The sequence below is a fragment of the Nocardioides sp. DN36 genome (assembly GCF_055380375.1).
In genome coordinates this window covers 1,493,432-1,517,212 of record NZ_AP043823.1, presented here as the reverse complement: position 1 = coordinate 1,517,212, position 23,781 = coordinate 1,493,432, and the positions used below count along the sequence as shown (strand labels likewise).

Here is a 23,781-nt window from a genome sequence, read left to right as displayed (position 1 = left end):
TTGCAACGGTCGACAAGCACAGGACCTGGCCGACAACCTCAGCCGTCGGTGGGGTTGGCCGGGACGTAGTCGGGGTCGGCCGCCGGGGTCTCGGGGTTGATCGTCGAGCCCGCTTGCGCCTGGTGCGACCAGCTCTCGAGCTCGGCCATCACCGCGGCGTGCTTGTCCACGCACACGACGACCAGGTCGCCCCGGTTGGCCCGGCTCATCGCGTGCCGGACCGCCTCGATCTCCTCGAGGACCTGCTCGACCTGCTTGCAGCGCGACCCCTCGGCCATCGCGGCCTTGACCCCCTCGACGACCAGCCCGGCGGTGGCGCCGCGCTCGCGACCGCGCAGCGCGACGTCCTCGCGGACGATCACCACGTCGAAGTGCTGGGCCGCGATCTGCCCGAGCTCACGCATGTCCTCGTCCCGGCGGTCGCCCGCGGTGGCGATGATGCCGATCCGCGAGGGCCTCGCCAGCTCGTGGGAGGAGGCCAGCGACTCGCCCACCCGGTCGACGAAGTCACCCAGCATCTTCATGCCGGGCGCGTTGTGGCAGTAGTCGACGATGACGTTGACGCCGTTGACCTCGACCTCGTTCAGGCGACCGGGGGAGAGGTAGTAGTTCGTCGAGAAGCTGCGCAGGCCCTGCCGGATGTCGTGCAGCGGGGCCCCGGCGGCGAACGCTGCTGCGGCCGCGGCGAGCGTGTTCTGGACGTTCATCCGGGCGCGTCCGCCGAACGTCGCCGGCAGCAGGTGGGTCCACGCGAGCTGCATCTCGCGGCGACCGTGCCTGACGACGATCATCTCGCCCCGGTCGGAGGGCTCGAGGACCAGCGCCTTGCCGCCGCGGCGGCAGTGGGCGTCGATCATGTCGCGGACCTCCGAGCCCGGCTCCTCCATCGAGAACCACACGACCTGGCCCGAGCAGCGCCGGCGCATCTCCCGGACCAGCGGGTCGTCGGCGTTGAGCACGGCGTGGCCGTCGCGGGGGACCGCCTCGACCAGGACCGCCTTGACGTCCGCGAGCTGCTCGACGGTGTCGATGCCGCGCAGGCCGAGGTGGTCGGGCTGTACGTTGAGCACGACGGCCACGTCGTTGCGCTCGTAGCCGAGGCCCTCGCGCAGGATGCCGCCGCGGGCGACCTCGAAGACGGCGAAGTCGACGCGGGGGTTCTGCAGCACCATCCGCGCCGACCGGGGCCCGGAGGCGTCGGAGCGGATCACGAGGCGCTCGTCGATGACGACGCCGTCGGTGGAGGTCATGCCGACCTTGCGGCCCATGCCCTTGAAGATGTGGGAGATCATCCGCGACGTCGTGGTCTTGCCGTTGGTGCCGGTCACCGCCACGATCGGGATCCGCGACGTGGCACCCGGCGGGAACAGCATGTCCACCACCGGCTTGGCGATGAACTGCGGCTCGCCGATCGTCGGGTGGGTGTGCATCCGGAAGCCCGGCGCGGCGTTGACCTCGCAGATCGCCCCGCCGGTCTCGCGGACCGGCTCGGTGATGTCGGGACAGATGAAGTCGATGCCTGCGATGTCGAGGCCCACCATCCGGGCGGCCTCCTCGGCGATCTCGACGTTCTCCGGGTGCGCCTCGAAGGTGCGGTCGATGGAGATGCCGCCCGTGGACATGTTCGCGGTGAGCGCCAGCTTGACCACCGTGCCCTCCGGAGGGACGTCGGTCATCGCGAAGCCCTGCTCGCGCACCAGCTCGACCGCGGCGTCGTCGACCTTGATCCGGGTGAGCACCTTCTCGTGCCCGACGCCGCGCCGCGGGTCGGCGTTCGCGGTGTCGACGAGCTGCTCGACCGTGCTGATCCCGTCACCGGTGACCGACGCCGGGACCCGCTCGGCGATCGCGGCGACCTTGCCGTCGATGATCAGGCAGCGGTAGTCCTTGCCGGTCACGAAGGACTCCACGATCACGACGCCGCGGCGGGACTGGTCCCTGGCGATGTCGAAGGACTCTCGGACCTCCTTCTCGTCCTGGAGGTCCAGGCAGACGCCGCGGCCGTGGTTGCCGTCCAGCGGCTTCACGACGACGGGGTAGCCGATCCGCTCGGCGACGCGCACGGCCTGGTCGGCGGTGCGCACCGACTCCTGCTTCGGCACGGGCAGCCCGGCCGCACCGAGGAGCCGCGTGGTGAGGTCCTTGTCGGAGGCGATGTCGACGGCGATCGCGGAGGTCGCCGAGGTCATGGTGGCGCGGATGCGCTTGGCGTGGACGCCCTGGCCGAGCTGGACCAGGGAGTACTGGTTGAGCCGGATCCACGGGATGTCCCGCGAGACGGCCTCGTCGAGGATGGCCTGGGTCGAGGGGCCGAAGGCGGTCCGCTCGGCCCGCAGGATGAAGGACTCGAGCTCCTTGTCCCAGTCGAACTCGGGGTCGGCCTCGACGAGGTGGTTGACCAGCCGCACGGCCAGCTTCGCCGCCGCCAGGCCGACCTGCTCGTCGACGTACCCGAAGACCACGTTGTAGACGCCGGTGCGGCCCTTGACCTGCCGCGTCTTGCCGCGGCGTACGTCGTGGCCCACCACCTGCTGCAGGGCCAGCGCGCAGTGCTCGGCGACGTGGCCGAGCCAGGTGCCCTCGTTGAGGCGCTCCACGAACCCGCCCCGGCGACCGCGCGAGCAGGAGTGCTCACGCAGGCCCGGCAGCATCTGCAGGATGTTGTCGGTGAACCCGGGGATGGTGTTGGTGGGGAACTTCTCCAGGGAGCCGAGGTCGACCACGAGGTGGATCGCCCGGTCGTAGGACCACACGTTGGCGCCGCGGTAGACCCGCGTCTCGATGATCGCCAGGTCGGGGGTGGGGCGTTCGGTCATCAGGAGGCTCCGTCCTGCTCGTGGCCGGGCTGCCGGGGGGCGGTCCCTGCTTCGGTGTGGGGGGCGTCGGTGCGCGCTGCGGGCTTCTTCCTGCTGCGGGCCAGCCGCCGTCGCAGCGCGCTGGGCGAGGCGTCTGCGGCGGCGATGTCACGGGCGAGGTCACGCAGGTCCTCGCCCGCCTCCGCGAGGTCCGCCGCCTCGGCAGGGTCGACGTGACCTGGCGGCTGGACCAGCGAGCGGGTGGTGAGGTCGAACCGCGAGCCCTCGGGGAGGATGTGCAGCACCACGCCGCTGGCCAGCAGCGCGGAGGAGCGCCGGGCCTCGTAGGCGTTGGTGACGATCCGGGAGGGGTCGAACACCGTGACCGCGCCGCGCCCGACCACGCTGAGGACCTCACGGTCGTCCACGTGCTCGACGACGGCCGCGGTGTCCTCGTCGACACCGATCCCGAGCAGCTGGGGTGACTGGGCCACGATCATCAGCAACCGACCGTAGCGGTTGCGCTGGTCGAAGTGCTGGTCGATGACCGTCGAGTCCAGCAGGCCGAGCCCGGCGGCCACCTGGGTCATCCGCTGCTTGGGCGTCGATCCCGGCCCGCCGAACGCGACCATGTGGCTGGACTGGATGCTCGCGCCGGCGCTGGTGCCACCGACGACGACGCCCCGCTCGTGGGCGTCGGTGATCGCGTCCGCGAGCGGCGTCCCACACACGATCGCGGACAGCTTGAGCTGGTTGCCCCCGGTCATGAAGACGCCGGTCGCCCCCGCGATCCGGGCCGCGAGCTGGGGGTCGTGGGCCTCCTCCCGGCTCTCCGGGCGTACGGCGACCACGTCGGCGGCGCCGAGCTTGCGGAACAGCGCGTCGTAGACCTCGACCACCTCGGGACCCAGCGACGACGCGGTCGGGATCACGGCGATCCTGGCCCGCTCGCCACCGCTGGCGGCCACGAACTCCTTGAGGATCGCGCGCTTGCCGAGCTTGTCCTCGGCGCCGCCGATGATCATGAGGGGTCCTCTGGGCATGACAGGGAGGCTAGGGCATCACCCCGGGGTGGGGCATGACAGGTGACCGGCGGCATGTGAGAGTGCTGCCGTGCAGCAGCAGACGCGCCGGATCGTCGTCATCCGCCACGCCACGGCCGAGCAGCTGGCCGCCAGTGACATCGAGCGCGAGCTCGTCGAGCAGGGGCGCCAGGACGCGCTCGCGGCAGGCGCCTGGCTGGCCTCGGAAGGCGTCCGGCCCGAGCACGCGCTGGTGTCCGCCGCCACCCGCACCCGCCAGACCTGGGAGCTGGTCGCGAGTGCGGCCGGGTGGGTCCTCGAGGCCTGTGTGGACCAGGGGCTCTACAACGCGGGGCCGGAGACGGCCCTCGACCTGATGCGGCTCACGCCGGAGGCGGCCGGCACCCTGGTCGTCGTCGGCCACAACCCGACGATCGCCTACCTCGCCAACCTCCTCGACGACGGCGAGGGGGACCAGGACGCCGCCAACCGGATGGCGATGGGCTACCCGGCCGGTGCCGTGACGCTCTTCGAGTACGACGGCGTCTGGGCCGACCTGGACGCCGGCACCGCCCGCCTCACGGCCTTCCGCGCCGGCGGCGACTGAGCCCGACCGGCGCGACCGGGAGTCAGACCGGGGGAGCCGGCGTCACGATCCCGGCCTCGGCGTCGGCCGCCTCGATCTCCTCCCGGGAGATCCCGAGGAGGTACATGATGGCGTCGAGGTACGGCACGTTGACCGAGGTGTCGGCGGCGTCGCGCACCACCGGCTTGGCGTTGTAGGCGATGCCGAGCCCCGCGGCGTTCAGCATGTCGAGGTCGTTGGCGCCGTCGCCGATCGCGATCACCGACGCCTCGCTGACCCCGACCTCGGCCGCGAACTGGCGCAGTGCGGCGGCCTTGCCGGCCCGGTCGACCACGGCGCCCAGGATGCGGCCGGTGAGCCGGCCGTCGACGATCTCCAGCTCGTTGGCGCGCGAGAAGTGGATCCCGAGGTCCGCGGCGAGCCGGTCGGTGACCTGGCTGAAGCCGCCCGAGACGATCGCGAAGCGGTAGCCCAGCCGGCGCAGGGTCCGCACCATGGTGCGGGCGCCGGGGGCGAGCACGATCGCGTCGTACACCTCGTCGAGGGCGGACTCCTCGACCCCGGCGAGCAGCGCGACCCGGGAGCGCAGCGACTCCTCGAAGTCGATCTCGCCGCGCATGGCCGCCTCGGTGACCCGCGCGACCTCCTCCTCGCAGCCGGCGTGCGCCGCGAGCATCTCGATCACCTCGCCCTGGATGAGGGTCGAGTCGACGTCCATCACGATCAGGCGCATGCCGCGGCGCAGCAGGTTGGCGGGCTGCACCGCGATGTCGATCCCCTGCCGGGCGGCCTCGGCGGCCAGCACCGTCCGCAGTGCCTCGGGGTCGGTGCCCGACACGTGCAGGTCGATCGCGGTCACGGGGTAGCGCGCCATCCGCTCGATCCGGTCGATGTTGGCGCCCGAGTCGGCGATCCGGCCGGCGACGGCCGCCATCGACGAGGCCTTGAGGGGGGTGCCGATCACGGTGACGTGCGCCCGGCCGCCGCGGCGGCTCTTGTTGTCGCCGACGCCGCGCTCGACGTCGACGCTCATGCCCAGCGCCTCGGCGGTCTCCTCGACCGCGTCGCGGAGCTTCTTCCAGTCCCGCGGCGCGGTCACCAGCACGCCGAGGATGAGTCGGCGCCGCAGCACGATCTGCTCGAGGTCGACGACCTCGACCCCGGCCCGCGAGAGGGTCGCGAAGATCGACGACGTCACGCCGGGCCGGTCCTTGCCGGTGAGCGTGATGAGCAGGGTCTCGGGGGTGTGGTCGGTCATCGCCGCCGAGGCTATCGCCCGAGGAGGGGTCGGCTACGCGGGCGGCCACACCTCGGGCGAGCACGCGGCGACCAGGGCGCGCCGCCCCGCACGCTCGAGCGGCTGCAGCGCCGCCCGGCGCGCCTCGATCTCGTAGGCCGTGATGGCGCCGCCGTCGTCCTCGAGCGCGAGGTCCACGATCTCGACGGCCTGCAACCCGCGGGCGGCGAGCTCCACGCACCGGGGCGGCACGCCGTCGGGTGCCTCGACGTGCGGTCGGTGCCGCAGGTCGATCAACCGGTCGGCCACCTCGGGACGCCACCGGGCCACGTCGAGACGGGCCAGGCCGTCGGCGGTCTCCAGCAGCGCCGCGCGCAGCGTCCGGTCGGCCTCACCGACGTCGGGCAGCTGGCGGCGCTCGGCCGGGAGCGCGGTCCACGTGATGGCCGCCCCGACCCGGACCGGCACCAGGCCGACGGCGCCCCCGCCGGGCCCGGCGCCGGGGACCACCACCGCCTCGCCGGTCTCCAGGGCCGCGGCGTTGAAGTCGCGGGGCCCGCCCAGACCGACCGGGTCCCCGTCCACGGGCAGCGCGGCCCCGAACCCGTGCGCGCCCGCCGCGCGCAGCCTGCCCAGGCCCACCACGAGCGTCTCGGTGACGTCGTCGCCGGACACGCCGGCGCCGGTCAGGCCCGCCACTGCGTGGGTGGCGTCGCCGTCGAGCACGGCGTCGACGAGGAGGTCGGTCACGACGTGACCGCGCAGCCAGGACGTCGCCCACCAGGCGAGGCGGCAGGAGGCCGGAAGTGTGGTGCCCACGGCCGGGGAGGATACGCTCGCCGCTCTCTCGGGGATGGATAGGGTGACGCTCATGACCGCCGTGCTGGAGTTCGCCGACGTCACCGTCCGGCGCGGCCAGGCGACGCTGCTCGACCAGGTGTCCTGGACCGTCGAGGAGGACGAGCGCTGGGTGATCCTCGGTCCCAACGGCGCCGGGAAGACCACGCTGCTGCAGGTCGCCGCCGCCCAGATCCACCCGACCGCGGGTGTCGCCGGCATCCTCGAGGAGGTCCTCGGCACGGTCGACGTGTTCGAGCTGCGCCCCCGGATCGGGCTGACCAGCGCCGCGCTCGCGGAGCGGATCCCGCGGCACGAGCGGGTCCACGACGTGGTGGTCTCCGCGTCGTACGGCGTCGTCGGACGCTGGCGCGAGTCCTACGACGGGCTCGACCACGAGCGCGCCACCAGCCTGCTCGTGGAGGTGGGCGCCCAGCACCTGGCCGACCGCACCTTCGGCACCCTCAGCGAGGGCGAGCGCAAGCGGGTGCAGATCGCCCGCGCCCTGATGGCCGATCCCGAGCTGCTGCTGCTCGACGAGCCGGCGGCCGGGCTCGACCTCGGTGGACGCGAGGACCTCGTCTCCACGCTCTCGGTGCTCGCCATGGACCCCGACTCTCCCGCGACCGTCCTGGTCTCGCACCACGTCGAGGAGATCCCGCCGGGCTTCACGCACGCCCTGATGCTGCGCGAGGGCCGCGTCGTCGCCTCCGGGCTGCTCGACCACGTGGTCACCGAGGCGAACCTCTCGGCGACCTTCGGGATGCCGCTGGTGCTGAGTCGTGAGGACGGCCGTTTTGCGGCGCGTCGCCGACCGCGGCACCGATAGAGTCGACGACATGGACTGGCTGGGGGACAACCAGTGGGCGGCGTGGCTGGCACTGGCCGCCGCCCTCGGCGTGGCTGAGATGTTCAGCCTCGACCTGATCCTGATCATGCTCGCCGTCGGCGCGGTCGCCGGGATGCTCACCGGCCTCGTCGGTGGCGCGTTCGTCCTCCAGGTGCTCGTCGCCGCGGGTGCCTCGGTCGCGATGCTCGCGCTGGTGCGGCCGAACATCGTCAAGCGGCTGCACAGCGGGCCGGAGCTCCGGCTCGGTCACGGCAAGCTCGTGGGCCAGCGCGGCGTCGTCACCGAGCGGATCACCGCCATGGAGCCCGGCCGGATCCGCCTGGCGGGCGAGATCTGGTCGGCGGCGCCGTACGACGAGGACCTGACCATCACACCGGGCGAGACCGTCGAGGTCTTCGAGATCCGCGGTGCCACCGCCTACGTCCACCCCGTGCCGACGCTGGAGCCCTGAGCCCGGCACCACCCAGACCCCCGTGTCCTGATCCCATCAACCTGAGAGGAGCGCCATGACGGTCCTGTTGGTCCTGCTGGCGTTGCTGTTCCTGTTCATCATCGTGCTGCTCGCCAAGACGGTGCGGATCGTGCCGCAGGCACGGGCCGGCATCGTGGAGCGCTTCGGCAAGTACAAGCAGACGCTGCCCGCGGGCCTGAACATCGTGGTGCCGTTCATCGACCGGGTGCGCTACCTGATCGACCTGCGCGAGCAGGTCGTCAGCTTCCCGCCGCAGCCGGTGATCACCGAGGACAACCTGGTGGTGTCCATCGACACGGTCATCTACTTCCAGGTCACCGACCCGATCGCCGCGACCTACGAGATCGCCAACTACATCCAGGCGATCGAGCAGCTCACCATGACGACGCTGCGCAACATCGTCGGTGGCATGGACCTGGAGGAGACGCTGACCAGCCGCGACCAGATCAACTCCGGCCTGCGCGGTGTGCTCGACGAGGCCACCGGCAAGTGGGGCATCCGGGTCAACCGCGTCGAGCTGAAGGGCATCGACCCGCCGCCGTCCATCAAGGACTCGATGGAGAAGCAGATGCGCGCCGACCGCGAGAAGCGCGCCGTCATCCTCACCGCCGAGGGCCAGCGGCAGGCGGCCATCCTGACGGCCGAGGGCTCCAAGCAGTCCTCGATCCTGAACGCCGAGGGTGCGCGCGAGTCCCAGATCCTGCGGGCCCAGGCCGACCGGGAGTCCTCGATCCTGCGGGCGCAGGGTGAGGGCCAGGCCATCCAGACGGTCTTCCAGGCCATCCACGACGGCAACCCCGACCAGTCGCTGCTGGCCTACCAGTACCTCCAGATGATGCCGAAGATCGCCGAGGGCGGGGCGAACAAGCTCTGGATCGTGCCCAGCGAGATCGGCAAGGCCCTGGAGGGCCTGGGCTCCACGATGAACAACCTGCAGGGGATCCCCCAGCAGGTCGAGGGACCGAAGACGCGGGTCGACATGGGGAGCTCCGAGCCCGCGACGCTGACCGGCGCCGGCGAGGCCGGGGACACCGAGCTCAGGAAGGCCAACGCCGCGGTCGAGGCCGCGATCGCCGAGGCTGCCAGCGCGGCCAACCCCGGCAGGGGAGCAGCCGCGCTCGGCACCGACCCCGCGGTCGCCCCGGGCGACGTCCCGCCGGCCGACCTGCCGGAGGACCCGGAGGCACCCGCGACCCCGTGAGCCTGTTCGAGATGACGGCGATCCTGCTCGCAGGGGTCGCCGCCGGCACCATCAACACCGTGGTGGGGTCGGGAACGCTGATCACGTTCCCGACCCTGCTGGCGTTCGGTGTGCCTCCGGTGACCGCGAACGTGTCCAACACGGTGGGGCTGGTGCCCGGCTCGGTCTCCGGGGCCGTCGGCTACCGCCGCGAGCTGTCCGGGCAGCGCAGCCGGGTGCTGCGCCTGTCCGTCGCCTCCCTGCTCGGTGGCCTCGCGGGCGGGCTGCTGCTGCTGGTGCTGCCGGCGGAGGCCTTCGCGGCGATCGTGCCCGCGCTGATCCTGCTGGGCCTGGTCCTGGTGGTGTTCCAGCCCAGGATCTCGGTCTGGGTGGCGCGCCGGCACGAGGCCGCGGGCGGCCTGCCGCACCACGGTGCATGGTGGGTGTGGCCGGGCGTGCTGCTCGCCGGTGTCTACGGCGGCTACTTCGGCGCCGCCCAGGGCGTGCTGCTGATGGCCATCCTCGGCATCGGCCTCGACGAGGCGCTGCAGCGCCTCAACGCGGTCAAGAACGTGCTGGCCGCGGTGGTCAACGGGGTCGCCGGCCTGCTGTTCATCCTGGTCGCGGACGTCGACTGGTGGATCGTCGCTCTGATCGGCGTCGGCTCCATCATCGGTGGCCAGATCGGCGCCACGGTGGGGCGACGCCTTCCGCCGCTGGTGCTGCGGTCGGTGATCGTGCTGGTGGGCGTCGCAGCCCTCGCGGCCTTCCTCGTCTGAGCGGACGTGTCCCTGTCGGGATCGAGGCGTACTCATCGGCAGAGATGACGTGCGCCCCTCCGAGGGGACGTCATACGAAGCGGTCGGCTGGACCGCCGCTTCGTAGGACGTCCCCCGCAACGTCGTACGTCCTGGTCGCAGGAACAGCCACCCCGTACGACGTCCGCGCTGAACCTGGTCGTCAGGCGCGCGGACCTGCCGCGGCCCGAGCGTTCGCTGACGCCGACGCGAGACAGGGACGCGTGCCCACGGCCATCATCACGCCATGGACAGTTACGAAGCGGTGGTTGCCACGGCAGGCGACGGAACGCTGGAGGATGCAGGTCCTCTCGTGGTGGAGTTCCGGAATGCGCGCTCGAGGACGCGGGCACAGTTCTCGCTCGAGGAGTTCACCGGCGGACACCTTCTGCACCTGGCGGTGGCCGGCTGCGTCTACAACGACCTGATCAGAGAGGCCCGGGCCAGGGGAATCACCCTGTCGCAGATCAGGGTCTCGGCCGACGGCGGCTTCGCAGGGAGCCCTTGCGCGTCGACGGGCATCGAGTACCGGATCCATGTGGAAGGCGATGCTTCGAGAGCCGAGCTGGAGAGCCTGGTCGCGCACGTGGAAGAGATCGCTGAGGTGCCGTCTGCGATCCGTACCGGGGGCCAGGTGCGGCTCGCAGCCTCCGAGGTCGTCCCGACCGGAGGCTGACGCTCTTCTGGAGAAGTGCGTCCTGCCCAGACGTCGCAGACCGGTGTCGCACTCGTGCCACGCAGGGTGGCCCCTGGATCCGTGCGGGACAGGGACACCGGCGAGGGCGCCGTGCCCGCGGGAGGCCTCAGCCCTCGGTGACCACCCGCGTGCCGCCCGCAAACCTGTCGTGCCAGCCCTGACGGTCGACGCTGTCACCGTTGATCCCCACGGCGATCGCGACGACCGCGACCAGTGAGGCCAGCCCGCCCAGGACCCCGCCGACGAGCGGGATGACGCCGAGCACGCCGAAGGCCACCCAGATGTTGCGGCGCAGCGACTGCTCCAGCGTCGGGTTGCCGCCCTGTGGGCCGAGCACGTGCAGCCTCATCACCATCTTGCCCACGGTCTGGCCCCGACTCGACTCGAGCATGCCGAAGTAGGCGAGGTAGAGACCCGCGCCCAGGATCGCGGAGACCGCCGCGGCGCCGTAGTCACCGGTCCCGTAGCGGAAGCCTTCGCTGTCGCCGAGGATCGCGCCGACGACGATCCCGTACACCACGGTGCCGTTGACGACGGCGAGCAGGATGCCGTCGACGACGCGGGCGAGGAAGCGGTCCCAGAGCTCACCGGGGCGGGTGCCCGTCACCGGGCCCGGGGTGGGGCTCGTCGTGGGCTGACCGGGGCCGGGAGGCGGTGTCTGGCCGATCATGCTGGTCTCCTGCGACGGGCGCCCGGGTCGGGCGCGTGGCCACCAGCGTAGGTATCGCGGAGCCTTGCTGCCACCGGGGCGGTGTCCCGAGCCACGGTCAGCCGACGTACGCCGCGTGCCAGCGGCTGATCTCGTCGTACGCCGCGGCGCGCGGGCCGGGCAGCGAGAGGACGACGTCGTGGCGTGCCCCGGGGACGGCGGCGTAGGTGACGTGGCGGCCGATCGCCGTGGACCAGCGGCGGATGTGCTCGACGTCGAGGACGATGTCGTGGCTGTGCACGTCCTCGCCCATCGCGCTCGGCAGCGTCGACCGGTCCGAGCTGAGGACCAGGACCGGGCACCGGACGTCCAGACCCCGGTGCAGCTCGGCGTGGCCGTGCCGGATGGCCGCCAGCCAGCCCGCGAAGACCGGCCAGGACTTCAGCGGCTTCCAGCTGAGGTCGAACTCCCACTCACCGTCGTGGTCGCGGTGCAGGCTGCGGGCGTAGAGGCCGTCCACCCGGCGCGGGATCTCGCGCATCGGGCGACGGCGGCCGAGCTGCTTGATCACCGCGGTGCCGACCGTGCGGAGCAGGGCCGAGCCCTGGAGGTCGAGCCACGGCGAGTTGAGGACCATCCCCGCGAGCGCGTCGAGGTCACCACCCCGCTCGTGGGCCCACAGCGGCAGCACGAGCCCGCCGGTCGAGTGGGCACTGAGCACGACGTGGTCGTGCCCGTCGCGGTTGGTGATCCGCGACCACGCGGCGTCGAGGTCGGGGAAGTAGTCGCGGAGGTCGGTGATGAAGTTCGGTGTCTGGTGGGGGCGGATCGAGCGGCCGTACTTGCGCAGGTCCACGGCGTAGAAGTCGTAGCCGCGGGCGTTCCACCACTCGGCGTACCCGGTCTGGAAGAAGTAGTCCGCGAAGCCGTGCACGTGCAGGACGGCGCGCGAGCTCGGCGTGTCCGCCGGGCGCGACACCAGCGTCGCGACGACCGCGCCCTCGTCGTCGGGCGGGAACTCCATGGTCTCCGCGAGGTAGGGCTCGCCGAGGACGTCGGTGACCTGCTCCAGGGACATGGCCGCAGTCTCTCACCCGACGCACCGCCCCAGATCCGTGGTCCGCGTGCCCCCCGAGCGGCTGTGACACGCTCCGCATCACGCTCGCGACTCGCTCGCGGCACGGATCGCGAGGGCGAGCTCGGGCCGGTTGGTCGTGACCAGCCAGGCTTGGCCCGGGCGGAGCCAGTAGCGCAGCGCGCGGGGGCTGTCCACGGTCCACACGACCAGGGGGAGTCCCGCGCGGTGGGCGTGCCGCGCCACGCCGAGCCGGGCCAGCCAGTGCTGCGCGGCGACGGCGCCGGCCCCGGAGCGCTCGAGGCGGGCCGCCGGGAACAGCTGGTCGCGGCGCATCCTCAGCTGCGCACCGAGGGGCCGACCGGCGACCGACCCGCCCACGGACAGGGCGGTCCGTACGTCGCGACCGGCGGTGCGCGACCATGCCCGGACCGCGCGCACCGCCGCCACGCTGCCGGTGGTCACGAGCACGTTCTCCGCGCCCAGCGCCTGCACGGCCAGCGACGTCGCGAGCACGTGCGGCGCGGTGCCGTGCCCCGGGACGGAGGACCCCATCTTGAGGTCGAGGTGCACACGCGCGCGGCCGGCCAGCAGGTCCAGCGCGTCCTCGAGGGACAGCGCGTCCGGGGCCACCGAGGCGAGCTCCTCGGCCCCGAGCGCCTCGAGCGGCAGCCGCACGCCCTCCACCGACACCCAGGGCTCGTGGCTCAGCACCAGGCTGCCGTCACCCAGCCTGCGCACGTCGACCTCCACGTAGTCGGCGCCGCTCCCGGCCACCGCGTCTAGGGCGGCATGCGTGTTCTCCCTCGTCGGGTCCCCGCCCCAGCCGGCGCGGTGCGCACTGACGAGCACTCGCCTCGGGGGCGTGCTCCGGGTCACCGCGCTGCTGCTCGGGTGGCCGCGGCGCGCACCAGACCCGCCAGCAGGCCGACGTCGGCGGCGGTCTCGGGGTGCCACTGCACCGCGACGCAGAACCGGTCACCGTCGGTCTCCATCGCCTCGACGGTGCCGTCGGAGGCGTGCGCGGAGGCGACGTACCCGGGGTGCTCGCTCACGGACTGGTGGTGGTGGCAGCTGACGGTCAGCCGGTCGCCGACCAGGCTCGCGACCCGGCTGCCGGGGACCGTCCCCACCTCGATCGTGCCGTAGGCGTCGCCGCCCGGGCTGTGCTCATCGTGGTCGACCACGTCAGGGGTGTGCTGGTGCAGCGAGCCACCTGCGTGCACGGCCATCAGCTGCATCCCCCGGCAGATCCCCAGCACCGGGAGGCGGGCGGCGTCCGCGGCGTCGAGCAGCGCCACCTCCCACGCGTCACGGTCCTCGCGCCAGCCGGCGGTGCGGGGGTGCGGGTCCGCGCCGTACCGGGTCGGGTCGATGTCGGCGCCGCCGCTGATCACGAGCGCGTCGAGGCGGTCGACGACGTCGACCGCCGCCTCCACCTGGGCGACCGGGGGCAGCAGCAGCGGGACGCCCCCCGTCGACTCGACCGCGGTGGCGTACTGCGCGGGCAGCACGTCGGCGTGCTGTCGCCAGACGCCCCAAGCGGCGTGCTCGCGGTAGGTGGTCAGCCCGATGACCGGTGTGGCCACGTCGGCCTCCTCACAGCGGCGTGACGTAGGCGCCCGAGATGCCGCCATCGACCAGGAACGTGTTGGCGGTGATGAAGCTGGACTCGTCGGAGGCCAGGAACAGCACGGCGTTCGCCATCTCCGCGGGCTCGGCGAAGCGACCCATCGGCACGTGCACGAGGCGCCGCGCGGCACGCTCGGGGTCCTTGGCGAAGAGCTCCTGCAGCAGCGGGGTGTTCACCGGTCCCGGACACAGCGCGTTGACGCGCACGCCCTGCCGCGCGAACTGCACGCCGAGCTCGCGCGACATGGACAGCACGCCGCCCTTCGACGCGGAGTAGGAGATCTGCGACGTCGCCGCGCCCATCACCGCGACGAACGAGGCGGTGTTGATGATCGACCCCGATCCCTGCTCCAGCATGTGGGGGAGCGCTGCCTTGCAGCAGAGGTAGACGCTGGTCAGGTTCACCTCCTGCACGCGCCGCCACGCGTCGAGGTCGGTGTCGAGGATGGAGTCGTCCTCCGGCGGTGAGATGCCGGCGTTGTTGAAGGCGATGTCGACCGACCCGTAGGTGTCCTTCGCGGTCTGGAACAGGGCGTCCACCTGTTCCTTGTCGGTGACGTCGACCTTCACGAACGTCGCGAGGTCGGGCCCGCCCAGCTGGCCCACGAGCTCGTGGCCGCGCTGCTCGTCGATGTCGCCGATGACGACCTTGGCACCCTCCTCGACGAAGCGCTGCACGGTCGCGAGCCCGATCCCGGAGCAGCCTCCGGTGACGACGGCGACCTTGCCCTGGATGCGTCCTGCCATGTCTTGCCTTTCCGGTGGTTGGAGGGCGAGCGTCTCGAGACCCTCAGTGGGCGATGAAGACGTTCTTCTCCTCGGTGAACGCCATGGGCGCGTCCGGTCCGAGCTCGCGGCCCAGACCGGACTGCTTGTAGCCGCCGAACGGTGTCCAGTAGCGCACCGAGGAGTGGGAGTTCACGCTGAGGTTGCCGGCCTCGACCGCGCGGGCGACCCGCAGCCCACGACCGAGGTCGGCGGTGTAGATCGACCCGGAGAGGCCGTACTCCGTGTCGTTCGCGAGCTCGACGGCGTGCGCCTCGTCGTCGAAGGGCATCACGGCGACCACCGGACCGAAGACCTCCTCACGCCAGATCCGGGCGGACGGGTCCTCGGTCGTCACCACGCTCGGCGGCACCCAGAACCCCTCGCCGCCGGGCGTCGACCCGGCGAACGCCACCTCGACCTCGTCGAGGTAGCCCTGCACCGTGCCCTGCTGCTGGGCCGAGATCAGGGGCCCCATCTCGCTGGCCTCGTCGCTGGGGTCCAGCACCCGCAGGCCGGTCACCGCCGGCTCGAGCAGGGTCAGGAACTCGTCGTACGCCGTCCGCTCGACGAGGATCCGCGAGCGCGCGCAGCAGTCCTGGCCGGCGTTGTCGAAGACGGCGTACGGCGCGGCCGCCGCGGCGGCCCGGATGTCGGCGTCGGCGAAGACGATGTTGGAGCTCTTGCCGCCGAGCTCCAGCGTCACCCGCTTCACCTGCTCGGCGCAGCCCGCCATGATCCGCTTGCCGACCGCCGTGGAGCCGGTGAAGCAGATCTTGCGCACCAGCGGGTGGGTCACGAAGCGTTCTCCGACGACCGTGCCCTTGCCGGGCAGCACGGTGAGCACGTGCTCGGGCAGGCCGGCCTCGAGGGCGAGCTCGCCGAGGCGGATCGCGGTCAGCGGGGTCAGCTCGGCCGGCTTGAGCACGACGGTGTTGCCGGCCGCGAGGGCGGGGGCGAGGCCCCAGCCCGCGATGGGCATCGGGAAGTTCCAGGGGACGATGATCCCCACGACGCCCAGCGGCTCGTGGAAGGTGACGTCCGTGCCACCGGCGACCGGGATCTGGCGGCCGAAGAGCCGCTCGGGCGCGCCGGCGTAGTAGTTGAGGCAGTCGCGGACGTTGCCGGCCTCCCAGCGCGCGTTGCCCCAGGTGTGCCCGGCGTTACGGACCTCGATCTCGGCGAGCTCCTCGACGTGGGCGTCGACGACCGCGGCGAAGCGACGAAGCAACGCAGCCCGCTCCCCGGGCGCGACCGCACGCCAGGCGCCGAACGCCTCGTGGGCGCGCGCGATCGCGTCGTCGGCCTCCTCGAGGGAGGCGAGGGGGACCTCGGTGACCGGTCGGCCGGTCGCCGGGTTGAGCACGGTGTGGACCACCGCTCCGGTGGTCGAGCCTGTCGAGACCATCACAACCTCTCGAATCCGCGTCGGAGCTCCCAGTCGGTCACGGCCGCGTTGTAGGCCGCGAGTTCCACGTCGGCCATGTTGACGTAGTGGTCGACGACCTCGTCGCCCAGGGCCGAGCGCGCGATCGTGGACGCGTGGAACGCCTCCCGGGCGGCGGCCATCGTCGAGGGGACGCGCGGCCGGTCCGAGGTGTAGGCGTTGCCGACCAGCTCGTCAGGCAGCGGCAGCTCGTTCTCGATGCCGTGCAGGCCGCCGGCCAGCATCGCGGCCAGCGCCAGGTAGGGGTTGACGTCGGCGCCCGGGATCCGGTTCTCCATCCGGGCCGCCGCCCCCTCGCCCACCAGGCGTACGGCGCAGGTGCGGTTGTCGTGCCCCCAGGCGATCGCGGTCGGCGCGAACGACGCGTCCGCGAACCGCTTGTAGGAGTTGATGTTCGGGGCGTAGAGCAGGGTGAGGTCGGCGGCGGTGGCCAGCACCCCGGCGACGAACTGGTCGTAGAGCCGCGAGCGTCGTCCGGCCTCGGCGTCCCAGAACACCAGCTCGCCGTCCCGGCCGCGCAGCGAGAGGTGGATGTGGCACGAGCTGCCCTCGCGCTGGTCGTACTTCGCCATGAAGGTGATCGCCTTGCCCTGCTGGGCCGCGATCTCCTTGGCGGCGGTCTTGTAGACGGCGTGGTTGTCGGCGGTGACCAGCGCCTCGGCGTACAGGAACCCGATCTCGTGCTGGCCGAGGTTGCACTCGCCCTTCGCGCCCTCCACGTCGAGGCCCGCGTCGTACATGTGGTTGCGGATGCTGCGCAGCAGGGGCTCGGCGCGGCTGGTGCCGAGGATCGAGTAGTCGACGTTGTACTGGTTGACCGGCGTCAGGTCGCGGTAGTGGCTGTCGTGGGCCTGCTCGTAGGAGGTGTCGAAGGCGATGAACTCGAGCTCCGTGCCGGCGAGCGCGACCCAGCCGTGCTCCGCTGCCCGGTCGAGCTGCCGCTTGAGGATGGTCCGCGGGGACTGCAGCACGGGGGAGTGGCCCGCCCCGTCCGCGGCTGGCCAGACGAGGTCGCACTGGACCATCGCCGTGGCGGGCAGGTGCGTGAGGATCCGGATCGTCTGGTCGTCGAGGACGAACTCCATGTCGCCGTAGCCCTTCTCCCACGAGGAGATCGCGTAGCCGGCGACGGTGTTCATGTCGACGTCGACGGCGAGCAGGTAGTTGCACCCCTCGGTCCCGTGGTCGACGACGTGGTCCACGAAGTAGCGGCCGTGCAGGCGCTTGCCCTGGAGCCGGCCCTGCATGTCGGTGAAGGCGACCACGACCGTGTCGATGTCGCCGGCCTCGATCCGGGCGATGAGGTCACCCATGCTGAGGTAGCGGTGGTTGCGTGTTCTCAAGGCGCTCTCCAGACGTCGGGTCGGGTCTCAGCCCACCAGTCCGCGCAGCAGCGCGGCGGTGTCGTCGCAGTGTTCCTCCATGACCGTGCGTGCCCGGTCGGCCCGGCCGGCCAGGATCGCGCGGACCAGGGCCGCGTGCTGCCGGTCGGAGTGCGCGATGTTCGCCTCCAGGACCGGGATCGCGAGCAGCATCTCGTGCATCGTGGCCTGCACCGAGGTCACGGCCTCGACCACGCGAGGCGAGCCGGTGAGCGCGGCCACCGTCAGGTGGAAGCGTGAGTCGGCCTGACGGTGCTGGGCCGGCTTGCGGGCGGCTGCGACGGCCTCGTGCGCATCCTCGAGCTGGGCTCGTGCACCCTCGGTGAGGTGCACCCGCGCCGCGAGGTGGGCAGCGCCGGGCTCGACGATCCGCCGGAAGTCCAGTGCGTCCAGCCACTCCCGGCGTCGCTCCGGCGAGGTCCGCGCGGCCGCACGGGCCGAGGGCGTGCGCGGCTTGAGCGTCACCACGGTGCCGCCGCCGCGGCCCCGCCTGGTCTCGACCAGCCCGGCCTGCCGCAGGGCGGCCATCGCCTCGCGCAGGGTGGCCCTCGAGACGTTCAGCCGGGCAGCGAGCTCGCGCTCGGACGGCAGCGTCGACCCGAGCGGGTAGACCCCCAGACGGATCGTGGTGGCGAGCTGCTCCACGCATGCCTCGAACGCGTGCCGGCCACGGACCGGCCGCAGGACTGCCTCGGTGAGGTCGTGCTCCGGCGAGGCGGTCATGCCGCCATCCTCGGGTCGCCCAGAGGCAGTGTCAATGAACCAATGGTCTGAGTTCAGACCAATTTTACGTAACTGGTCCGGAAGGCTCTGGACGGTCGGTCGAGCCGGGTCTAGCCTCCCAGCAATCGTTGCTACGCACTCCGAGAAGGTGCCACATGCCTGAAGCACACGAACCCCTCGCGGAACACGATGTCCCACCGCACATGACGGAAGACGAGAAGCACCTGGCGAAGCTCGGGTACAAGCAGGAGCTCAACCGGACCTGGTCGGAGTTCTCCAACTTCGCCATCTCCTTCTCGATCATCTCGATCCTCGCCGGCTGCTTCACCAACTTCGGCGCCGGCTTCAACAACGGTGGGCCGATCTCGATCTCGTGGACGTGGCCGATCCTGGGCCTGCTGATCCTGATCATCGGATTCACGATGTCCGAGCTGGTCTCGGCGTACCCGACGTCGGGCGGCATCTACTGGTGGGCCTCGAAGCTGGGCGGCCCGGCCGCCGGCTTCTTCACCGGCTGGCTCAACCTGATCGGGCTGGTCGCGGTGACCGCAGGTGTGGCCTACGGCTGCGCAACCTTCATCGACCTGACCATCAGCACCTACTCGGACTCCTACGCCGCCGACTACTCGCTCACGCGGGTCTTCATCATCTTCGTGGTCGTGCTGGCGCTGATCTCGCTGCTGAACATCTTCAGCGGGCACCTGATGGCGATCATGAACAACGTCTCCGTCTGGTGGCACGTCGTCGGGGCGCTGGCGATCGTGGTGGTCCTGCTGCTCGTGCCCGACCAGCACCAGAGCTTCAGCTACGTGTTCACCGAACGCTTCAACAACTCGGGGTACGGCGGCGGCAGCACGAGCTCGCTCGGGTTCTGGTTCGCGATCGTGCCGTTCGGCTTCCTGCTGACGCAGTACACCATCACCGGGTTCGACGCGTCCGCGCACCTCTCCGAGGAGACGGGGGCCGCGTCCACGGCCGCGGCCAAGGGCATCTGGCGCTCGATCCTGTACTCCGTCCTCGGCGGCTACGTCCTGCTCCTCTGCGTCGTGTTCGCGATCCCGGACAACGCGCAGGGTCAGCCGGACAACGCGCTGGCCGGCTTGGGCGTGCAGCCGATCTTCCTGAGCGCTCTCGGGCAGAACTGGGCGACCCTGGTCCTGTTCATCTCGGCGTCGGCGCAGTTCTTCTGCGCCACCTCGTGCATGACGTCCGCCTCGCGGATGACCTTCGCCTTCAGCCGCGACGGTGCCATCCCGGGGTCGCAGTACTGGTCACGGCTGACGGGCAGCCGGGTGCCGGCGCACGCGGTGGTGGGTGTCGCCGTGGTCAGCGCCCTGCTCACGCTGCCCGCGCTGATCAAGGTGGACGTGGGCGGTACGCCGGTCCCGCTGGCCTTCTACGCGGTCACGTCGATCGCCGTCATCGGCCTCTACCTGGCGTTCGCGATCCCGATCTTCCTGCGCTGGCGGCACGGCTCCCGGTTCGACGTCGGGTCGTGGAACAACGGCTCGAAGTACAAGTGGATGAACCCGCTGGCCGTGGCCGAGATCATCATCGTGTCGATCTACCTGATGATGCCGTCCACACCCGCCGCCAACCCGTTCCGCGACGAGTTCGAGTGGAAGTTCCTGAACTACGCGCCGGTCGTGACGCTCGGTGCGCTGCTGCTGCTCACGATCTGGTGGTTCGCCTCGGCCCGGCGCTGGTTCACCGGGCCGAAGCACACGATCGACGAGACGGTCGTCGAGGCGTTCGACGCCTGACCCCGTCGTGCCGGAGGACGCCGAGCTGGAGGCCCTGCTGGACCGGATCCCGGTCCTGCAGGGCCTTCCGCGCACCGTGGCCGACCTGCACGGCGGGCTGACGAACCGCAACCTGCGCGTGCGGACACCCACCCGCGACCTGGTCGTCCGGCTGTTCCGGGGTGACGCCGACCTGCTCGGCATCGACCGCGACGAGGAGGCCCACAACACCCGGGCGGCGGCGGACGCGGGGGCGGGGCCCGCCGTCGTGGACTACCTGCCCGACCTCGGGGTGCTGGTCATCGACCACGTCGACGGCGTCACGCTGGACAACGACTCCTTCGCCGCGACGGGCATGGTCGAGCGGATCGCGGCAGCGTGCCGTCAGCTGCACGGGGGCCCCCGCTTCGCCGGCGACTTCGACATGGTCCGGCGACAGGCGCGCTACCTGGCGACGGTCCGCGAGCGTGGCTACCCCCTGTTCGCGGGGTACTCCGACTTCGAGGGGCACTTCGCTCGGCTGGCCGCCGCGCTCGCGGCGAGACCGACCGCCACCGTGCCGTGCAACAACGACCTGCTCGCGGCGAACTTCATCGACGACGGGGACCGCATCTGGGTCATCGACTACGAGTACTCCGGCAACAACGACGCCTGCTTCGAGCTCGGCAACACGGCCACCGAGTGCGACCTCGACGACGACCGGGTCGAGGCGCTGGTCCTCGCGTACTTCGGGAGGCTGACGCGGCACGAGCTCGCCCGGGTGCGGCTCCAGTCGGTGGTCTCGGAGTACGGCTGGTCGCTGTGGGGCGCGATCCAGGCGGCTGCCAGCCCCATCGACAACGACTTCCTCGCCTGGGGGCAGTCACGGTTCGACAAGGCCGCGGCCACCTTCTCCAGCCCGGCGTTCGCGCGGCTGCTCGAGGACCTGTGCCGTGACGACTGAGCCGGCACCGGGCTCGGCGCGCCGGCTGCCCGACCGGGCCCGCGTGGTCATCATCGGCGGTGGCGTCATCGGCGCCTCGGTGGCCTACCACCTCGCCCACCTGGGGTGGGACGACGTCCTGCTGCTGGAGCAGGGCACGCTCTCGTGCGGCACGACCTGGCACGCCGCCGGCCTCGTCGGCCCGCTGCGGGCGTCGGAGAGCGGGACCCGCCTGGTGCAGTACTCGGCCGAGCTCTACGCCTCGCTCGAGGCCGAGACCGGTCAGGCCACCGGCTACCGCAACGTGGGCGGGATCATCGTCGCGCGCACCGAGGACCGGATGGTCCAGCTGCGACGTACGGCGGCCAACGCGGCGGCGTACGGCCTGGACTGCGAGCTGATCAGCCCCGCACAGGCCCGGGACCGGTGGCCGGTCATGACGGTCGGCGACCTGCGCGGGGCGATCTGGCTCCCCGGCGACGGCAAGGTCAACCCGACCGACCTGACCATGGCGCTCGCCCGAGGCGCCCGGATGCGGGGCGCCTCGATCCTCGAGCGGGTCCGGGTGACCGGGTTCCGCACCGCGCAGGGACCGGGAGGACGACGGGTCGCCGGCGTCGAGACCGACCAGGGACCGGTCGAGGCGGAGGTGGTGGTCAGCTGCGCCGGCCAGTGGGCCAAGGCGCTCGGCGACCGGGCCGGGGTGACCGTGCCGCTGCACTCCGCCGAGCACTTCTACGTCGTCACCGAGCACATCGACGGCGTCCAACCCGACCTGCCGATCATGCGCGACCCCGACGGCTACACCTACTTCAAGGAGGAGGTGGGCGGCCTGGTCGTCGGCGGCTTCGAGCCGCAGGCCCGGCCGTGGCGCTCCCCGAACAGCCTCCCGCACCCGTTCGAGTTCCAGCTGCTCGAGGAGGACTGGGAGCACTTCGCAGTCCTGATGGAGCAGGCCGTGCTGCGGATCCCCGCCCTCGCAGACACCGGGATCCGCAAGTTCTACAACGGGCCCGAGTCGTTCACGCCCGACAACCAGTTCCTGCTGGGTGAGACCCCCGGGCTGCGTGGCCACTTCGTCGCTGCCGGCTTCAACTCCGTGGGCATCGCCTCCGCCGGGGGCGCCGGTCGCGCCCTGGCGGAGTGGATCGTGGCCGGTGAGCCGACCTCCGACCTGGTGGGCATGGACGTGCGCCGCTTCGCACCCTTCAACGCCAACAACCGGCTGCTGCGCGCCCGGGTCGCCGAGGTCCTCGGGCTGCACTACGCGGTGCCCTGGCCCAACCGGGAGCTGGAGACCGCGCGCCCGTTCCGCTGCTCCCCGCTGCACGAGCGTCTGGCCGCGGCCGGCGCCGTCTTCGGCTCGCGGATGGGGTGGGAGCGCCCCAACGTGTTCGCCCCGTCACCGGCCCGGGCCCGCCTCGACTACACGTGGGGCAAGCCGGCCTGGTTGGCCTGGTCGGCAGCCGAGCAGCGCGCCACCCGCGGCGACGTCGCCGTCTTCGACCAGACCTCGTTCTCGAAGTACGTCGTGCAGGGGCCGGGCGCGCTGGCGTGGCTGCAGTGGGTCTGCGCCGCCGACGTCGACGTGGAGCCGGGACAGGTCGTCTACACGCCCCTGCTCAACCGGCGGGGCACCTACGAGGCGGACCTGACGGTCACCCGGGTCGACCACGACGAGTTCCTGCTCGTCAGCAGCTCGGCGACCACCGTCCGGGACCTCGACTGGATCGGGCGGCACCGCCCCGACGGGTGTGCCGCGACGATCACCGACGTCACCTCGGCGTACGCCGTGCTCGGGGTGATGGGCCCCCGGTCCCGTGAGCTCCTGCAGCGGCTGACCGACGCGGACCTGGCAGACGAGGCCTTTCCCTTCGCAACCAGCAGGACCGTCCCGTTGGGCTTCGCGACGCTGCGCGCCACCCGGATGACCTACGTCGGTGAGCTCGGGTGGGAGCTGATGGTGCCCGTGGAGCTGGCGGCCGGCGTCTACGACCTGGTGCGCGCGGAGGGTGCGACGGACGCCGGGTACTACGCGATCGAGTCCCTGCGGCTGGAGAAGGGCTACCGCGCCTTCGGTCGCGAGCTGACGCCCGACGTCACCCCGGTCGAGGCGGGCCTGGTGTTCGCGACGGGGCTGGACCAGGTGTCCCCGACCGGCGAGCCGGTCGCGTTCCTGGGGCGGGACGCCCTGCTCTCCCATCGCGACCGGATGCGCGAGCCGGGACCGCGCCGACGGCTGGTGTCGTTCGTGGTGGCCGACGACCGGCCCATGCTGTGGGGCGGCGAGCTCGTGCTGCGCGAGGGACTGCCCGTCGGCCAGGTGACGAGCGCGGCCTGGGGCGAGGCCGTCGGTGCCTGCGTGGGCCTGGCGTGGGTCTCCCGCGACGAACCCGTCACGCCCGACTGGCTGGCGGCCGGCGACTTCGAGGTCGACGTCGCGGGCGAGAGGTACGCCGTCCGCGCTTCACTGCGCGCCCCCCTGGCCTGATCCGAGCGGCCACCGGGTCAACAGGGTCCACGGGCCGTTGTCGTAGCGCCACAGCTCCAAGCCCACGGCCAGCACCTCCTCCGGCCTGAACCGCGCGCGGAGCCGGTCGAGGGTCGCGCGGGCGACCTCGGGATCGACCTTGTTCTGCACCGTGACGTGGGCACGCAACGGCTGTCCGTCCTGGCGGGTCAGGTGGGGGCGCCAGCGCTCCTGCATCTGGCGATGGAGCTCGTCGAGCCGTGGGGCCCGGAGCCGGTAGGCGACGCCGCGCCCGAGCGAGAAGACGTCGGTGACCTCCACGTGGAACGGTGGCGTCGTGGCGAGCCCGCCGAGAACCTCCTCGGCGTCCTGACGCAGCGGCCCGGGGAGTGCGTGGAACAACGTGAGGTGCGCCCCGACCGCCGTGCGGCCACGCGGGAACAGCGCGGTCCGCTCGGCGTCGAAGCGTGCCTGGGCGTCCTGGTCGAGCTGGAGCGTCAC

Annotated in this window: 22 protein-coding genes; 9 read left to right on the top strand and 13 right to left on the bottom strand. The window is 71.9% G+C overall.

The window, feature by feature from the left end; genetic code table 11:
• Positions 1-38: 38 nt before the first annotated feature.
• Positions 39-2,816, bottom strand: a complete 2,778-nt coding sequence (gene cphA / locus ACZ43H_RS08235) for a cyanophycin synthetase (RefSeq protein ID WP_464589270.1) — start codon at positions 2,814-2,816, stop codon at positions 39-41.
• Entirely contained in the window at positions 2,816-3,838 is a 1,023-nt protein-coding gene (locus tag ACZ43H_RS08230; protein WP_464589268.1) for a cyanophycinase, read from the bottom strand. Before ACZ43H_RS08230 ends, cphA begins: the two co-directional genes overlap by 1 nt.
• Before the next feature lie 70 nt (positions 3,839-3,908).
• Between ACZ43H_RS08230 and ACZ43H_RS08225 the strand changes: the two genes are divergently transcribed.
• Complete coding sequence (locus tag ACZ43H_RS08225) at positions 3,909-4,424, top strand: SixA phosphatase family protein (protein ID WP_464589267.1); 516 nt, start codon at positions 3,909-3,911, stop codon at positions 4,422-4,424.
• Between the two features lie 22 nt (positions 4,425-4,446).
• Here ACZ43H_RS08225 and serB read toward each other — a convergent pair whose 3' ends face one another.
• Together serB and ACZ43H_RS08215 are read right to left on the bottom strand one after the other, a co-directional pair.
• Positions 4,447-5,661: a phosphoserine phosphatase SerB gene (serB, locus tag ACZ43H_RS08220; RefSeq protein WP_464589265.1), complete on the bottom strand. Its 1,215-nt coding sequence runs from the start codon at positions 5,659-5,661 to the stop codon at positions 4,447-4,449.
• Positions 5,662-5,694: 33 nt separating this feature from the next.
• Positions 5,695-6,459, bottom strand: a complete 765-nt coding sequence (locus ACZ43H_RS08215) for a hypothetical protein (protein ID WP_464589264.1) — start codon at positions 6,457-6,459, stop codon at positions 5,695-5,697.
• Positions 6,460-6,511: 52 nt separating this feature from the next.
• On the opposite strand from ACZ43H_RS08215, the gene ACZ43H_RS08210 reads away from it, so the two are divergent.
• From ACZ43H_RS08210 to ACZ43H_RS08190, 5 genes are all read left to right on the top strand, one after another.
• Entirely contained in the window at positions 6,512-7,306 is a 795-nt protein-coding gene (locus ACZ43H_RS08210; RefSeq protein ID WP_464589263.1) for an ABC transporter ATP-binding protein, read from the top strand.
• A 10-nt stretch (positions 7,307-7,316) separates the two neighbouring features.
• Complete coding sequence (locus ACZ43H_RS08205; RefSeq protein ID WP_464589261.1) at positions 7,317-7,778, top strand: NfeD family protein; 462 nt, start codon at positions 7,317-7,319, stop codon at positions 7,776-7,778.
• Between the two features lie 55 nt (positions 7,779-7,833).
• Positions 7,834-9,000, top strand: a complete 1,167-nt coding sequence (locus tag ACZ43H_RS08200; RefSeq protein WP_464589259.1) for an SPFH domain-containing protein — start codon at positions 7,834-7,836, stop codon at positions 8,998-9,000.
• Positions 8,997-9,758, top strand: coding sequence for a sulfite exporter TauE/SafE family protein (locus ACZ43H_RS08195; RefSeq protein WP_464589256.1), 762 nt, complete (start codon positions 8,997-8,999; stop codon positions 9,756-9,758). Before ACZ43H_RS08200 ends, ACZ43H_RS08195 begins: the two co-directional genes overlap by 4 nt.
• Before the next feature lie 265 nt (positions 9,759-10,023).
• Positions 10,024-10,452, top strand: a complete 429-nt coding sequence (locus tag ACZ43H_RS08190; protein WP_464589255.1) for an OsmC family protein — start codon at positions 10,024-10,026, stop codon at positions 10,450-10,452.
• 127 nt (positions 10,453-10,579) lie between these two features.
• Here the strand turns inward: ACZ43H_RS08190 and ACZ43H_RS08185 are convergent, their stop codons facing one another.
• The 8 genes from ACZ43H_RS08185 to ACZ43H_RS08150 form a co-directional block, all read right to left on the bottom strand.
• The gene (locus ACZ43H_RS08185; protein ID WP_464589253.1) at positions 10,580-11,143 is read right to left on the bottom strand and encodes an RDD family protein; all 564 of its coding nucleotides are present in this window, start codon (positions 11,141-11,143) and stop codon (positions 10,580-10,582) included.
• 97 nt (positions 11,144-11,240) lie between these two features.
• The gene (locus ACZ43H_RS08180; protein ID WP_464589252.1) at positions 11,241-12,200 is read right to left on the bottom strand and encodes an alpha/beta hydrolase; all 960 of its coding nucleotides are present in this window, start codon (positions 12,198-12,200) and stop codon (positions 11,241-11,243) included.
• A 78-nt stretch (positions 12,201-12,278) separates the two neighbouring features.
• A complete protein-coding gene (locus tag ACZ43H_RS08175; RefSeq protein ID WP_464589250.1) occupies positions 12,279-13,076 on the bottom strand; it encodes a glycerophosphodiester phosphodiesterase in 798 nt (265 codons plus the stop codon).
• On the bottom strand, positions 13,073-13,786 hold the full coding sequence (locus ACZ43H_RS08170; protein ID WP_464589248.1) for a gamma-glutamyl-gamma-aminobutyrate hydrolase family protein: 714 nt from the start codon (positions 13,784-13,786) through the stop codon (positions 13,073-13,075). The genes ACZ43H_RS08175 and ACZ43H_RS08170 overlap by 4 nt, the downstream gene beginning before the upstream one ends.
• Before the next feature lie 10 nt (positions 13,787-13,796).
• Positions 13,797-14,576 (bottom strand): 3-oxoacyl-ACP reductase, encoded by a 780-nt coding sequence (locus tag ACZ43H_RS08165; RefSeq protein WP_464589246.1) that lies wholly within the window; start codon positions 14,574-14,576, stop codon positions 13,797-13,799.
• 43 nt (positions 14,577-14,619) lie between these two features.
• Positions 14,620-16,002 carry an aldehyde dehydrogenase family protein gene (locus ACZ43H_RS08160; protein ID WP_464589244.1) on the bottom strand — a complete coding sequence of 461 codons (1,383 nt, stop codon included), beginning with the start codon at positions 16,000-16,002 and terminating at the stop codon, positions 14,620-14,622.
• The gene (locus tag ACZ43H_RS08155) at positions 16,002-17,384 is read right to left on the bottom strand and encodes a glutamine synthetase family protein (RefSeq protein ID WP_464589242.1); all 1,383 of its coding nucleotides are present in this window, start codon (positions 17,382-17,384) and stop codon (positions 16,002-16,004) included. Before ACZ43H_RS08155 ends, ACZ43H_RS08160 begins: the two co-directional genes overlap by 1 nt.
• Positions 17,385-17,411: 27 nt before the next feature.
• Positions 17,412-18,146 (bottom strand): FadR/GntR family transcriptional regulator, encoded by a 735-nt coding sequence (locus ACZ43H_RS08150; RefSeq protein ID WP_464589240.1) that lies wholly within the window; start codon positions 18,144-18,146, stop codon positions 17,412-17,414.
• Between the two features lie 203 nt (positions 18,147-18,349).
• Between ACZ43H_RS08150 and ACZ43H_RS08145 the strand changes: the two genes are divergently transcribed.
• The 3 genes from ACZ43H_RS08145 to ACZ43H_RS08135 are packed head-to-tail and all read left to right on the top strand — an operon-like array spanning position 18,350 to position 23,301.
• Positions 18,350-19,909 carry an amino acid permease gene (locus ACZ43H_RS08145; RefSeq protein WP_464589239.1) on the top strand — a complete coding sequence of 520 codons (1,560 nt, stop codon included), beginning with the start codon at positions 18,350-18,352 and terminating at the stop codon, positions 19,907-19,909.
• Positions 19,910-19,916: 7 nt separating this feature from the next.
• Positions 19,917-20,831, top strand: coding sequence for a phosphotransferase (locus tag ACZ43H_RS08140; RefSeq protein ID WP_464589237.1), 915 nt, complete (start codon positions 19,917-19,919; stop codon positions 20,829-20,831).
• On the top strand, positions 20,821-23,301 hold the full coding sequence (locus ACZ43H_RS08135; RefSeq protein ID WP_464589235.1) for a GcvT family protein: 2,481 nt from the start codon (positions 20,821-20,823) through the stop codon (positions 23,299-23,301). Before ACZ43H_RS08140 ends, ACZ43H_RS08135 begins: the two co-directional genes overlap by 11 nt.
• On the opposite strand, the gene ACZ43H_RS08130 is transcribed toward ACZ43H_RS08135, so the two are convergent.
• Positions 23,278-23,781 carry a 2'-5' RNA ligase family protein gene (locus ACZ43H_RS08130; RefSeq protein ID WP_464589233.1) on the bottom strand — a complete coding sequence of 168 codons (504 nt, stop codon included), beginning with the start codon at positions 23,779-23,781 and terminating at the stop codon, positions 23,278-23,280. The genes ACZ43H_RS08135 and ACZ43H_RS08130 overlap by 24 nt on opposite strands.